Source organism: Mycobacterium sp. H4Y (assembly GCF_000364405.1).
Lineage (GTDB): Bacteria > Actinomycetota > Actinomycetes > Mycobacteriales > Mycobacteriaceae > Mycobacterium > Mycobacterium intracellulare.
This window is the reverse complement of record NZ_AKIG01000001.1, coordinates 1,095,663-1,108,390: the sequence shown is the minus strand read 5'-3', so window position 1 is coordinate 1,108,390 and position 12,728 is coordinate 1,095,663. Positions and strand designations below refer to the sequence as shown.

At 66.2% G+C, this 12,728-nt stretch carries 13 protein-coding genes; 9 read left to right on the top strand and 4 right to left on the bottom strand.

The genetic code is table 11. The features are described 5' to 3' along the window. Positions 1 to 88: 88 nt before the first annotated feature. From W7U_RS05020 to W7U_RS05010, 3 genes are read left to right on the top strand one after another with little or no spacing between them, the layout of a single operon-like run. On the top strand, positions 89 to 2,413 hold the full coding sequence (locus W7U_RS05020; protein ID WP_020822180.1) for a cbb3-type cytochrome c oxidase subunit I: 2,325 nt from the start codon (positions 89 to 91) through the stop codon (positions 2,411 to 2,413). Between the two features lie 2 nt (positions 2,414 to 2,415). Continuing rightward, a complete protein-coding gene (locus tag W7U_RS05015) occupies positions 2,416 to 3,042 on the top strand; it encodes a hypothetical protein (RefSeq protein ID WP_008255516.1) in 627 nt (208 codons plus the stop codon). Next, positions 3,039 to 3,809, top strand: coding sequence for a slipin family protein (locus W7U_RS05010; protein ID WP_008255514.1), 771 nt, complete (start codon positions 3,039 to 3,041; stop codon positions 3,807 to 3,809). The genes W7U_RS05015 and W7U_RS05010 overlap by 4 nt, the downstream gene beginning before the upstream one ends. Positions 3,810 to 3,843: 34 nt before the next feature. Here W7U_RS05010 and W7U_RS05005 read toward each other — a convergent pair whose 3' ends face one another. Further along, positions 3,844 to 4,941, bottom strand: coding sequence for a 3-keto-5-aminohexanoate cleavage protein (locus tag W7U_RS05005; RefSeq protein ID WP_008255513.1), 1,098 nt, complete (start codon positions 4,939 to 4,941; stop codon positions 3,844 to 3,846). A gap of 330 nt (positions 4,942 to 5,271) precedes the next feature. Between W7U_RS05005 and W7U_RS05000 the strand changes: the two genes are divergently transcribed. The 4 genes from W7U_RS05000 (at position 5,272) to W7U_RS04985 (ending at position 9,562) form a co-directional block, all read left to right on the top strand. Then, complete coding sequence (locus W7U_RS05000; RefSeq protein WP_008255510.1) at positions 5,272 to 6,795, top strand: PucR family transcriptional regulator; 1,524 nt, start codon at positions 5,272 to 5,274, stop codon at positions 6,793 to 6,795. Positions 6,796 to 6,975: 180 nt separating this feature from the next. Next, entirely contained in the window at positions 6,976 to 7,596 is a 621-nt protein-coding gene (locus W7U_RS04995; protein WP_008255508.1) for a membrane protein, read from the top strand. Between the two features lie 135 nt (positions 7,597 to 7,731). Further along, positions 7,732 to 9,009: an FAD-dependent oxidoreductase gene (locus W7U_RS04990; RefSeq protein ID WP_014711348.1), complete on the top strand. Its 1,278-nt coding sequence runs from the start codon at positions 7,732 to 7,734 to the stop codon at positions 9,007 to 9,009. An 85-nt stretch (positions 9,010 to 9,094) separates the two neighbouring features. Then, the gene (locus tag W7U_RS04985) at positions 9,095 to 9,562 is read left to right on the top strand and encodes a GreA/GreB family elongation factor (RefSeq protein ID WP_008255502.1); all 468 of its coding nucleotides are present in this window, start codon (positions 9,095 to 9,097) and stop codon (positions 9,560 to 9,562) included. 205 nt (positions 9,563 to 9,767) lie between these two features. Here the strand turns inward: W7U_RS04985 and fdxA are convergent, their stop codons facing one another. Further along, a complete protein-coding gene (gene fdxA / locus W7U_RS04980) occupies positions 9,768 to 10,121 on the bottom strand; it encodes a ferredoxin (RefSeq protein ID WP_008255500.1) in 354 nt (117 codons plus the stop codon). A gap of 52 nt (positions 10,122 to 10,173) precedes the next feature. Here fdxA and W7U_RS04975 point away from each other — a divergent pair, with 52 nt between their 5' ends. Both W7U_RS04975 and W7U_RS04970 read left to right on the top strand, forming a co-directional pair. Continuing rightward, the gene (locus W7U_RS04975; protein ID WP_008255499.1) at positions 10,174 to 10,581 is read left to right on the top strand and encodes a hypothetical protein; all 408 of its coding nucleotides are present in this window, start codon (positions 10,174 to 10,176) and stop codon (positions 10,579 to 10,581) included. A gap of 116 nt (positions 10,582 to 10,697) precedes the next feature. Then, on the top strand, positions 10,698 to 11,444 hold the full coding sequence (locus tag W7U_RS04970; RefSeq protein ID WP_008255497.1) for a succinate dehydrogenase/fumarate reductase iron-sulfur subunit: 747 nt from the start codon (positions 10,698 to 10,700) through the stop codon (positions 11,442 to 11,444). Between the two features lie 15 nt (positions 11,445 to 11,459). On the opposite strand, the gene W7U_RS04965 is transcribed toward W7U_RS04970, so the two are convergent. Together W7U_RS04965 and W7U_RS04960 are read right to left on the bottom strand one after the other, a co-directional pair. Beyond that, entirely contained in the window at positions 11,460 to 11,897 is a 438-nt protein-coding gene (locus tag W7U_RS04965; protein ID WP_008255495.1) for a group III truncated hemoglobin, read from the bottom strand. Then, complete coding sequence (locus W7U_RS04960) at positions 11,890 to 12,624, bottom strand: HTH domain-containing protein (RefSeq protein ID WP_008255493.1); 735 nt, start codon at positions 12,622 to 12,624, stop codon at positions 11,890 to 11,892. The genes W7U_RS04965 and W7U_RS04960 overlap by 8 nt, the downstream gene beginning before the upstream one ends. Positions 12,625 to 12,728: the final 104 nt, after the last annotated feature.

The window sequence follows — 12,728 nt, the reverse complement described above, 5'->3', positions numbered from 1 at the left end:
CAGCTCATAGTGAATTTCTACAATCGCCATTGTGTAATTACCCGGACACGTTTCCCTCCCTCACTCAGCCCGAGGAGCGCACCGGCACATGGCAATCCGATCAGCACCGTCACGACCTTCCACACCGGCACCCGCCGCGTCGTTGATCGGCAAGGGCTGGGCTCAGGGCGTGGCGCTGGTGATGATCTTCGGGTTCTTGGTGATGGGAATCTTGGTGTACCGGACCTACACCGCCTCAATGCCGTTGCCGGCCAACGTTGTTAGTGAGTCGGGCAAGGTGCTGTTCACCGGCGCCCAGATCACCCGCGGCCAAGAGCTCTATCAGGCGCGCGGCCTGATGCAGTACGGGTCGGTGCTGGGACATGGCGCTTACCTCGGTCCCGACTACACCGCGGAATATCTGCGCATGTCGACCAACGATGTGGCCGCGCAATGGCGGGCACAGGGGGCTGCTGACGCGAAGGAACGGGTGGTGGCCGAGTTTCGCACCAACCGCTACGACGCCGACACCAAGACGTTGGTGTTCACCGATAAGCAGGCGGCCGCCTTCGACCATCTCCAACAGCATTACGCGGATTACTTCGGCGAGAACTCCACCAAGTACGGGTTGCTGCCGCGCATGATCACCAGCACGGCCGACATCCATGACCTCACCGCGTTTTTCGCGTGGACGGCGTGGGCGTCCGCGGCCGAGCGTCCGGGTCACAGTTACAGCTACACCAACAACTGGCCGGCCGAGCCGCGGGTCGACAATGGGCCCACCGCATCGATCGTGGTGTGGTCGGTGTTGTCGCTGGTCACGTTGCTGGGCGGGACCGGCATCATGTTCGCCGTGTACGGGCGGTGGAGCCAGAAGATCGGGTGGCACAGCGCGGAGGCATCCACGTTGTCGTTCCGCCAGCCCGGCGATGTGGGACTGACCGCCTCGCAGCGCGCCGCGATCTGGATCTTCGCGATCGTCTCGGTGCTGTTCTTGGCGCAGACCCTGATGGGTGGCGCCGTCGAGCACTACCGCGCCGACCTGTCGGCGTTCTACGGGCTGGATCTGGCCAAGCTGTTGCCCTTCAACCTCGCCCGCACCTGGCACGTGCAGTTGTCGCTGTTTTGGACGGCGGCCGCGTTTCTGGCGGGGGGAATCTTCCTGGTGCCCTTCATCAGCCGTCGGGAACCGCGACGACAGAGTTGGCTGGTGTACGGGCTGCTGGGCGCGCTCGTCTTGGTGGTGGGCGGCTCATTGATCTGCGAGGCCCTCTCAATCTACGGGGTGATTCCCGCGGGTGGCTTGTTCTCCCAGCAGTGGGAATTCCTCGACCTGCCGCGGCTGTGGCAGATCCTGCTGACGGTCGGCCTGTTCCTGTGGATCGCGATCATCTGGCGCGGCATCCGCGGCAAGCTCAAGGGCGAGTCGAAGATGAACCTGCCGTGGATGTTCTTCTTCACCGGGCTGGCGATCCCGGCCTTCTACGCCGTGGGCCTGTTGGCGGGCCACGACACCCACTACTCGGTGGCCGACTTCTGGCGGTTCTGGGTGGTCCACCTGTGGGTGGAGGACTTCCTCGAGCTGTTCACCACCGTGATGGTGGCCTACATCTTCGTCCTGCTCGGGGTGGTGCGCGAGCGGATCGCGCTCGGAGTGATCTTCCTCGACATCATCCTGTACTCCGCCGGCGGTGTGATCGGGACGATGCACCACCTGTATTTCTCCGGCACGCCCGTGGAACACATGGCGCTGGGCGCGTTCTTCTCCGCCGCCGAAGTGATCCCGCTGACCTTCCTGACCGTCGAGGCCTGGGCGTTCCTGCAGCTGGGATCTCGCCAACAAAGCCACGAAACACCGTTCCCGCATCGCTGGGCGGTCATGTTCCTGGTGGCGGTTGGATTCTGGAACTTCTTGGGCGCGGGCATCTTCGGGTTCCTGATCAACCTGCCCATCGTGTCCTACTACCAGATCGGCACCGCCCTGACCGCCAACCACGCCCATGGAGCGATGATGGGTGTGTACGGCATGCTCGCCGTCGGGCTGGCCATGTTCGCCTTCCGTTACGCGATCCCGGCCGACAAGTGGCCGGAGAAGTGGGCGCGGCTGTCCTTCTGGTGCATGAACATCGGGCTGGCCTGGATGGTGTTCGCCACCTTGCTGCCGCTGGGGGTGTTGCAGCTGTACCACTCCGTGAGCACGGGGTATTTCGAGGCGCGGTCGCTGGGCTACCTCACCCGTCCCGGCAACTCGCTGATCGAATGGCTGCGGCTGCCTGGCGATTTCGTCTTCATTCTCGGCGGTGTCTTGCCGTTCGTCTGGATCGCGTGGACCGCGATATGCAACGTCCGACGCGCGCCGACCAGCGACGAGCTGCACGAACATCCGCTCTACACCGAACTCGACCCGACTCCGGCTGCATCCCAGAAGGGTTGACGATGACATCCCCCACCGCCGCGGCATGGCTGGTTGCCGGGTACGCACTGGCACTGGTGGCCACCGCCTGGGGTGTCGACGCGATGGCACGGCGCGTGTCGCAGCGCGCCGCGCAGTGGCGTAGCGGCCAATTCCGTTACCACGCCGACCATGACGCGTGGGTGTGCCCGGAGGACCACTGGCTGTGGCCGAGTTCCTTCGATCCGAAGCACCGGGTGATGCGTTACCGGGCCAAGCCCAGCGTGTGCAACAGCTGCCCGGTCAAATCGACCTGTACGACTTCGGAGCACGGGCGCGAGATCAGCCGCGAGATCGACCCCTGGCCGCATTCCGAAGCCGGACGCTTTCACCGCGGCATCGCTTGCTGCGTAGCGGCTTTGGGGGTGGTGATGCCGCTGGTGATGCTTGCCAGGCTGCACTCCCCCGCCGACCTGCTGGTACTGATCGGCGTCATAGCCATCGCGCTGGCGGCGGGGACGCCGCTGGCGGGCCATTTGTGGCGTACCCCGTCCAACGCTCCCGGGCACGTGGCGCACCGCTCCGCGCTGGAAGACCAGGCGGCTCTCGCGGTCGACCGCTATTCGACCCGCTGGGGCGCGGGCCGACCGGAGAAGGACGCGGCGACGTGAGCGCGCTGTTGTGGGTGGCCGGGGTGACAATCGCGGTGCTGGTGGTCGTGCTGACATTTCTTTCGCTTGCGGTGGTGCGCGAGTATGAGCGTGGCGTGGTGTTCCGGATGGGCCATGCCCGCCCGTTGTACGGGCCGGGCCCACGGTGGTTGATTCCGCTGGTGGACAAGATGATTCGGGTCGATCAGCGGGTGGTGACATTGACCATCCCGCCGCAGGAGGTGATCACCCGCGACAACGTGCCCGCCCGGGTCAATGCGGTGGTGATGTTTCAGGTTGTCGACCCCCTCAAAGCGATTCTCGCCGTGGAGAACTACGCGGTGGCCACCTCACAGATCGCGCAAACCACCCTGCGCTCGCTGCTGGGCCGCGCGGACCTCGACACCCTGCTGGCGCAACGCGAGGACCTCAACAACGATCTTCGGACCATCATCGAGGCGCAGACCCGGCCCTGGGGGATCGAGGTCCGGGTCGTGGAAATCAAGGACGTCGAGATCCCCGAATCCATGCAGCGGGCGATGGCCCGGGAGGCCGAAGCCGAGCGTGAACGCCGCGCCAAGGTCATCAACGCCCGCGGCGAACTACAGGCGTCCGACGAGCTGAGCCAGGCCGCCGAGACCCTGTCGAAGAATCCGGCCTCGCTTCAACTCCGGTACCTGCAAACACTTTTGGAGTTGGGCGCCGATCAGAATTCGACCGTGGTTTTCCCACTGCCCGTCGACATACTCACGCCTTTCCTGCAGCGCTCGGTGACATCCCCGCCGTGATCCTCGCTGGGCATCGTCCGGCCGCGAGGCGATGTCACACTTCGACGCGGATCGCCCGTTCCGGGCAGCTCGCCGCGCCCTCGAGGGCCTTCTCCAGCAGGCTGGGGTCGACGTGGGGCTTCACGACGACACAGTATCCCTCGGCATCGGGTTGGTAGATCTCTGGCGCGTGCGAGTAGCAGACGCCCCATCCCATACACCGGTTCCGGTTGACGACGACCCTTACCAACTCGCTTTCGTCCACCTCGGCCGCGGCGAAGCGGGCGCGTACGTCATCCTGCGTGGCGGGCGTGAGTTCCCGTTTGGTCACGAGGTTGACCGCGCGATCCACCAGCTGGGCGTTGGTGGTGGTCCGCGATATCGTCGGGCAATCCCCGATGCCCACCCGGATGCCGAGCCCGCGGTTGAGCGCATGTTCCCAAAGCTCTTGGCGCCGTTCGGCGGAGCTCATCGCATACGGAACGACAACGATCTCGTGGTCGATCCACTTCGGGATGCGCGAGACCAGGTAATCGAGGACATCGGGGTCGGGATCGTTATAGGAAACCCAGCGATCGGAAAAGAACAACTTGATGTTCAGCGGTTGCCGCAAGATCCCGATGCGGCCCGCCAGTATCACCCAGCGCAAGTCGACGTCGTTGAACACACCGATGCTGGGCACCAGGCCCAGCTTGGTGAACCGGTCGAGTTCGGGCGGGTAAGACGGCTGCGAACCGTTCGAGTCGTCGGAACCGACCGTCTTGAACTGGTTTTCGTCCTCCTGCCACAGCACACGCTTGACATGTTGGGCGGGGTCGAACGGCGCGAGCAGCAGTCCCGCACCGGCGGGTGGGTGCTCGGCCAGCGCCCAGATGTGGTCGAGGCTACCGGCGTAGCCCGGGTAGGCCAACGGGTCAACGTCGCGGGCCGCGGCAGCCAAGATGGTGCGGGAGACCTCGTCGTCGGCCCACGCCTGCCGGCCGTCGTCGTAGCGGGCATGGAATTGGACGGCGGTGGCTCCGCGCTGAATGCACTCGACCACGTCGCGCGCCGTCTCTTCGGCGCCGTAGGGCACATTCGGGTTTTCATCCTTGCTGACGTCTTCGTTGACCCCGACTTCGAGGTACACCTTGCCGTCGTCGCGAAAACTCATTGCGCCGCTGCCCTTTCTTCGCAGATGCCCATCGCCGGCCGGTGGCTGATCGCGGCCCGCGCGGCACATGCCCGCCCTATGTTTTTACAAATGAAATTGTGAAAAGTCTAGACGTCGTCGGGCGCGTTGACCAGAACGGACCGCATCGGACGACTGGCGCGGCGTGATGGCTTGCCTCACTGCGGCTGACCGCCTAGGGCGGTCCGGCCGAAACCCGCGGTAGACCGCTGCGAATTCCGACTCCGCAGCCACAATCGGCTTACCGCTCGCGATCCGGGGCACAATACAAGGCACCTACCTCTCGTTTCTGCACACCGTTGGAGCTGGCGCATGATCACACTGGACCGCCTGGTGAACGTCCTGGGTGGGTATGGCGTCCGGTTGCGTTGGTCGTCGGTGCCCCGCTCGACCGAGCTGCGCAGCGTGGTCGTCCACGAGCCGCCCACCGAACGGCCGGTCGTCGGCGACGTTTTGCTGGCCATCGGCGCCGGCTCCCACGACGAGGCGGTGCGCTGGGCGGCGTCGGCGCGCGCGATCGTGGTGGTGCTGAGCGACCGTGACGCGCCGGTGACCTTTGACAGCGACACCGGTGTCGGCGCGGTGATGGTCATCGACGAGGCGGTGTCATGGAGCGCGGTCGCGGCGGTGGTCTACGGCCTGGTGCTGGAAGGTCGCGAGACGGAATCCGGGCGCGGCCCAACCGATCTGTTCGCGCTGGCCGATAGTTTGGCAGACGCGATCGGTAGCGCCGTCGTCATCCACGACCGTCTGTTGCGGGTGTTGGCGTACTCGAGGCTGCAGCAACATGCAGACCCGGCACGGGTCGAGACGATCCTTGGACGGCAGACGCCGGAACCACTGCGCGCGCTGTTCGAGGCGCGTGGGGTGCTGGCTCACCTGGCGGTCTCCGACGAGCCGCTGTTTATCGCCGAGGCCCCTGACCAGGGTCTGACCGGACGCATGGTGGTTGCGGTGCGATCCGGCGCGGAACTGATCGGGTCGGTGTGGGTGGCATGCCCGGCGCCGCTGGACGACGCGGCGCGCGGGGCCCTGGCCGATGGCGCGCACACCGTGGCCCTGCACCTGCTGCGGTCACGCGCGAGCGCCGACCTGGAGCGCCAGGTCGAGTCCGAGCTGGTGATCCGATTGCTGGAGGGCGCGACCGACGCGTCCACGGTGGCGAGCAGGTTGGGCCTGGCGCACAACGGTTTGCGCGTGATCGCGGTGCAGGCGTTCGTCGGGACCGACCGCGATGCGGCGTTGCTGTTGGCGTTCGAGCGCGCCACCACGGGGTTCGGCTGGTCACGGCCGGGGCGCAGCGCGTTGGCGGGCAATATCGTCTACACGGTGCTCCCCGGCGAGGACGCGGCGACGGCGCGGCGCTGGGTGATGACTTTGCACGCGGCCCTGCCCGAGCGGGTGACGGTGATCGCCGGGATCAGCGGTGTGGCCGAGCTGGCGGACCTCGCCGCCGCCCGCCAGGAGGCCGACGAATGCCTGGCATTGCACGAGATGTCGCCGACCGCCGCGCCGCCGGCCTACGACGAGTCGTGGGACGACATCCTGCTGCAGCGGCTGCGAGCCGCGGCACGCTCAGGGCGCGCCCCGACCCGCGGACCGGTGGCCGAACTGCGCCGCCACGATCAGGCCAACGGCACGGACTACGTGCTCACGCTGCGAGCGTGGCTACAGGCCCAGGGCGACCCGACCGAGGCCGGCGAACGCCTGGGAGTGCATGAGAACACCGTCCGTTACCGGCTGCGCAAAATGGCCGAGCTCACCAACCTGTCGTTGGACGACGCCAGAAAGCGGCTGGCGATGATGATCGAGCTCGCGGCAACCGACACCGACTGACCGACGGGGCTGTCGGGATCCGACAAAGCGCCGCGGCCCGGTTGTCTTGGCTCGGCAAACCCTGTGGCGATCATGCCCGCCATCATGAGGTTGTCACTCGTGGCCGGTTTCAGTGGCGGCGTGTTTCCGGCTGCCGTGTGCGATCAAAGCCCGCGCCGACCCGTCGATAGGAAACACCCGATGAGCACCCACCGTCCCGATCATCTTCGGCCCGCAGGCGACCCGGACGATGGCGCCGCCATGGAGAGCTTCACAGTGCCGTTGCCGCGGGGACTGTCTTCGCGGTTGTTCGGGCACAACCCGCTGATACGCGCCAGCGACCGGGTGGAGGCGCTGGTGTTGGTCTTGGCCGTCGCGATCTCGCTGCTGGGGGTTCCCATCGGGGCTGCCGTGGGCACCGCCGTCCACGAGTCCAGCAGCCGCGTTCACGCCGAGCAGGCTCGCCGGCAGGTGACCGCGACGTCCATCGGCGACAGCCACTCGCGCAGGGATCTCGAAAGCCCAACGGTGACGGTGCCTGCACGATGGTCGGTCGACGGGATCGAGCACACCGGCGACGTTTCCGCGCCGTTGAACGTGAAGTCCGGTGACGCGTTTGAGATTTGGGTCGATGGCAAGGGCGCCCCGGTGCGCCCAGCGGCGCGGACCGCTGTCGACGCGGGGGTGGCGTTCGCCGTGGCGACCTGGTCCACCATGAGTTTGTTGGCGGCGGGCTTGTTCGGCGTCGTCCGTGTGGCCCTCGACCGGTCGCGCTACGCCCGATGGCAACGGGACTTCGACAACCTGGTTGGGCATCGATGAGGTAACGGCAACAACGGCGTTGTCGGTTCGGCACAACGGCCCAGTCCCGCATTGTCGGATTCCGGCAACCACCGCGGCACCCGTCCACACCACCATGGACTTCACCAGTCAGAAGATCAGTTGCGGAGGTGCGCGATGGGTGGCGTCGAATCTATTGACGGCGGGCCCAGATCCGTGATCGTCGTGGGCGCCGGCGTCGCCGGGTTGTCCACGGCGTGGTTCCTCCAGGAACGTGGTGTCGACGTCACGGTGGTCGACCGCGCGGGCGTTGCAGCGGGCGCGTCATGGGGCAATGCGGGATGGATCGCCCCGGCACTGACTTTTCCGCTCCAGCCCGCCGGCGTGCTGCGCGACGAATGGCAGGCCGTTCGCGAGCCGGCCGTGCCGCCGCAGCTGCCGTCAACCCTCGGCGCGCACCTGGGGGCCATTTTCATGCAGCTGTCCCCGCCTCATCGGCGTGCGTCGTCGCAGCGGGCCCTGCGCGCCGGCGTGGCGCTCAACGAGGACTGCATCGAAGCCTTCGACGTGCTGATCGCCAACGGGGTCGACGCACCGGTCACCGACGCGCCGATCACCGCGCTGTTTCGCAGCACCAAAGAGGCGCAGCGCATGCTGGAATCGCTGCAGCAGCTCGAAAACGCCGGACAGCCAATGTATGTCACCGCGCTCTCCGGCGCGGCGCTGCGCGAGCAAGTGCCCCTGGCCTCCCCGGAAGTCACCGCGGGGCTGAACATCAATGGACAGCGGTTCGTCGACCCGCGACGGTTCGTCGAAGCCCTGGGCCGCTCGGTGATGGCCCGCGGGGCGGCGATGCACAGGCTGGAAGTCGACGACGTCCACGGCTGGAATCACGGGGCCGTGGTGCACCCGCGCCGCGGCGACCCGCTGACCGCCGATGCCGCGGTCATCGCCACCGGTGATCGGTTGTCGCGGCTGGCCGGCCGCTGGCTGCGCGTCCCCGTCCAGGCCCAGAGCGGCTACTCGTTCACCGTGCCGGTGGACCGCCCGATACTGGCGCCGATCTACCTGCCGGACATTCGCGTCGCGTGCACGCCCTACAAAGGGGCGCTGCGTGTTTCAGGAGCCTTGGAATTCCGTCGCCGCCACCAGCCGCACCCACGCGAGCGGGTGGAGGCCATCGCCACCGACGCCAGTTCCCTGCTGGACGGGGTGGATTGGGCCGCGCGCAGCAATGTGTGGGTCGGTGCCTGCACGGTCACCCCCGACGGCCGGCCACTGATCGGTGAGCTGGCGCGTGGCGTCTACGTGGCCGGCGGGCACGGCATGTGGGGTTTGGCACATGGACCGGTGACCGGGCGGCTGCTCGCCGAACAGATCACCACCGGCAAGCAGCCCCAGGCTCTCGCCGAATTCGACCCGCGGCACCGGACCCTGCGTCACGCCACCCGTTAACCCCGGAAAGCAAGCCTTCCGCCAATCCTCGCCCGCGAGCACGTTCTCGGGCGCGCTCCAACGCTGTCAGAAGAAGGGAAAAGATATGACCAGCACTCAACCCGCATGGATTTCACCGCAGGCCTACGAGCGGCTTCAGCGGGAATTGGCGACGCTGCGGGAGTTGTGTGACACCAACGCCGTCGGTAGCGCCAATGACGAGAATTCGATCGCCGTCCAGCGTGCGTGGCAGGTGCGCATCCGACGGATCCATGAGTTGTTGGTCGATGCGGTCGTCGGTGAGGACCCGCCCGATGACGGGATCGCCGAGCCCGGCATGGTTTTGACCATCCGCTACGACGACACCGGCGAGGTCGAAACGTTCCTGTTCAGCGTGCGCGGCGCCGAATACGGTGGCATGGAGGTCTATTCGATCCGATCACCGCTGGGCGCCGCCATCGCCGGTGCGCGCCCCGGCGAGCAGCGCACCTACACACTGCCCAGCGGTGTCGCGCTCAGCGTCACCCTCCTGAAGGCCGTCCCCTACGGCGTTCACCTCGCGGGCCTCAGCTGACGGCGATCCCATGATTTTCGATGTGATCGACCCGTTGGCGACGATGTTTCTTCTGGTCGCGGGGATCTTCCTGTTGATGGCCGTCGCGTATGGGCGAATGTGAGGGCGAGACGGGGATTCGCGTCACGAGGCAACGAGCAGCAGCACGCCCGCGGTGCTCACCCCGAGATTCCCCGTGGCCCCTCGCGCGGCATGACGACCGCGCTCACGCTTGCTCGGGTTCCTGCTTGGGCAGGCTGGCCACCAGCGGTGTGTCGACGCCGAGCGGGCCGATCTTGGCGGCCCCGCCCGGCGACCCCAGAGGCTCGTCACGGCCTTCCAGCGTCTCGGAAAAGAACGCCGCATTGTCCGCCTGATACGGCTGCAACTCCTCGGGCAGGTCATCCTCATAGTAGATCGCCTCGACGGGGCAAACGGGTTCGCACGCCCCGCAATCCACGCACTCGTCGGGATGAATGTACAGCGCCCGGCCACCCTCGTAGATGCAGTCGACCGGGCACTCCTCGACGCAGGCCCGGTCCATCACGTCCACGCATGGCTTCCCTATCACATATGCCATGCCGTAGAGTTTACACAAGTGCGGTTGTATAAACCAGATGAAGTGGGCGCCGATGACCGAGAACGCGAAACCCCTGGCCGACAACGAACTCGGCGACGCGCGGCTGCCCAGGTCCGGCATGCGATCGACGGTCCTGGCCGCCGATGCCGGCTTGCCGACAGGCCGATTGCGCGAAGACGCCCGAGTGGCCAAGCGGTCCGGCATGCGCGAACAACACCTGGACTGGAACATTGTCACGCTGCCGCCCGACGGCGAAATCGACGCCCCCGGAACCGAAGTCGACGCCATGATCCACGTGCTGTCCGGCAGCGGCCGGCTCACCACCGCCAAGAACACGATCCAACTGGCGCCCGGCGCCGTGTTATGGCTCCCAGGTCGGGCGCGTCCGCAGTTCATCGCCGGCCCGGACGGACTTCGCTACCTGACGGTGAACCAGAAGTGGAAAATCCTGCCGCCGTAGTTGGAGGAAGCGATGGCAACAATCCTTGATTCAAGGAAGTTGTCGGCTCGCTGGCTATTTCCTGCGCGGCAGGGACCGATTGGATGCATAGCCTACTGACGGGACGGAGGCGTTTGATGACTTACAACGGGAATATTCGAGTGTGGCGCGGCGACGAGCACGGGGGCGAATTCCACGAGTTCTCCGTCGAAGTCAACGAGGGCGAGGTCGTGCTTGACATCATCCACCGGCTGCAGGCCACGCAAGTTCCCGACCTCGCAGTGCGCTGGAACTGCAAAGCGGGCAAATGTGGGTCGTGCTCCGCGGAGATCAACGGCTACCCGCGGTTGATGTGCATGACCCGCATGTCGAGCTTCACCGAGAACGAAGCCGTCACCGTCACCCCGATGCGAGCCTTCCCGGTAATTCGCGATCTCGTCACCGATGTCTCGTTCAACTATGAAAAGGCCAGAGAGATACCGTCTTTTGCACCGCCGAAGGATCTTGGTCCCGGCGAGTACCGGATGGCCCAGGTCGACATCCAGCGCTCGCAGGAGTTCCGCAAGTGCATCGAATGCTTCCTGTGCCAGAACGTCTGCCACGTGATCCGTGACCACGAGGACAACAAGCGAGCGTATGCGGGACCACGCATGTTCATTCGCCTCGCCGAACTGGAAATGCATCCCCTCGATACCGCCGATCGACGAGACCTCGCCCACGATCAGCAGGGACTGGGACTGTGCAACATCACCAAATGCTGCACCGAGGTCTGCCCGGAGAACATCAAGATCACCGACAACGCCATCATTCCCATGAAGGAACGCGTCGCCGGCCGCAGATACGACCGGGCGGCCTGGCTGGGGCGCAAATTCTTTCGCCGGTAGTGCGCCCCTCGGCGTTCAGCGCGGGACCAGGCTGTCGAGTTCCGGCGAGTCCGCGCCCGTCAGCCGTCGGTGCATCGCCCAGGCGATCCGGGCGCCCTGGATCTTCGCGCGCTCGGCGATGGGCCCCCGGAACATCTCATCGACGGTGTCGTTCCATACGGTCAGCCAGCGGACGAAATGGCTGTCGCCCAACGGGATTCGTTGATGGACGTGCCGGTGGGCGTGCAATGCGCTGCCGCGGTACAGTCCGGCGCGGAACAGCACCGTCTCCCAGAAGTTGGCCATCACCGGGATGTGCGACTCCAGGCCCTTGCTCCGCAACTCCGAGAAGGGTTCGGCGAGGGTGTCGTCGACCATCACCCGGCCATAAAACCGGCGCAACAGCGCCTCGATGTCCGCGCGGGCGACCAGATCTGCGTCCGCCTGGCCGACGGGAACACACAACTCAGTCATGCGCGATCACCGTCGCGAGGCACAATTCGGGTTCGACGAACGGCTCCAGCTCGACGTGCATCCCCGGAGTCGAACCGACCGGCTTCGTCGGGCCGGCCAGACCCTGCAGCAGGCCGCGATGCAACGCGCACGCCACCTCGGGGTGATCACGGGCCAGATCGCGGACCGGGCAGCTGTGCAGGCGGATCGTCCGCTGATAGTCGCGAGTCGATTTTTGTGCCGGAACCGGCTCGGGACCGAATCCCATCCTGTCGAATACCGTCGTGATCATCGCCGATCGCTCGTCAGCGGCCTTCTTCGGTGCCGCGTCGGATGGAACACGTTGTCCCGCAGCGTCTTCGTGCGGGACGTCGTCGGCGATCCGCTCGGCCCAGCGACGGCCGGCGGCTTCGGCGCGGCGCCGCCTCTTATCGGCGGTATCACCGAGTTCCAAGGCCAGGATCTCGGCCAGGATTCGATAATCCAGTCGCTCGCGCACCGCGCGGTAGCCGGTGCGGGGCCGGCCCACACCGGTCCTCGTGATCCGGGTCCGCTTGACCAGTCCCTCGGCGCACAACGCGTCGAGATGAAAACGCACCGTCGTCGTGTGCAGCGCAAGCCGCGCGGCGAGTTCGGCCGCATCGACCGGTTCGCCATGCTCGCGCACCAGTTCAAAAACTCGTTGGCGCTGCCGGTTCTGCGCCGCGCGGTGCGGCCGTCCGGCCTCGTCTCCGTGCTGCTCGCCCACCCCGTCCGTCCTCTCGTCCGGTTGCCTTCTGGCTATTTCGAGGATATTATTCATTAATAATAGCACCGCACTCCCCAGATGTCTCCGGTAGCGAACGACATTGG

Coding starts and splice junctions, on each gene's coding strand:
- W7U_RS05020 (WP_020822180.1), top strand. CDS start 89: ATGGCAATCCGATCAGCACCGTCACGACCTTCCACACCGGCACCCGCC.
- W7U_RS05015 (WP_008255516.1), top strand. CDS start 2,416: ATGACATCCCCCACCGCCGCGGCATGGCTGGTTGCCGGGTACGCACTG.
- W7U_RS05005 (WP_008255513.1), bottom strand. CDS start 4,941: ATGAGTTTTCGCGACGACGGCAAGGTGTACCTCGAAGTCGGGGTCAAC.
- W7U_RS05000 (WP_008255510.1), top strand. CDS start 5,272: ATGATCACACTGGACCGCCTGGTGAACGTCCTGGGTGGGTATGGCGTC.
- W7U_RS04995 (WP_008255508.1), top strand. CDS start 6,976: ATGAGCACCCACCGTCCCGATCATCTTCGGCCCGCAGGCGACCCGGAC.
- W7U_RS04990 (WP_014711348.1), top strand. CDS start 7,732: ATGGGTGGCGTCGAATCTATTGACGGCGGGCCCAGATCCGTGATCGTC.
- W7U_RS04985 (WP_008255502.1), top strand. CDS start 9,095: ATGACCAGCACTCAACCCGCATGGATTTCACCGCAGGCCTACGAGCGG.
- fdxA (WP_008255500.1), bottom strand. CDS start 10,121: ATGGCATATGTGATAGGGAAGCCATGCGTGGACGTGATGGACCGGGCC.
- W7U_RS04975 (WP_008255499.1), top strand. CDS start 10,174: ATGACCGAGAACGCGAAACCCCTGGCCGACAACGAACTCGGCGACGCG.
- W7U_RS04970 (WP_008255497.1), top strand. CDS start 10,698: ATGACTTACAACGGGAATATTCGAGTGTGGCGCGGCGACGAGCACGGG.
- W7U_RS04965 (WP_008255495.1), bottom strand. CDS start 11,897: ATGACTGAGTTGTGTGTTCCCGTCGGCCAGGCGGACGCAGATCTGGTC.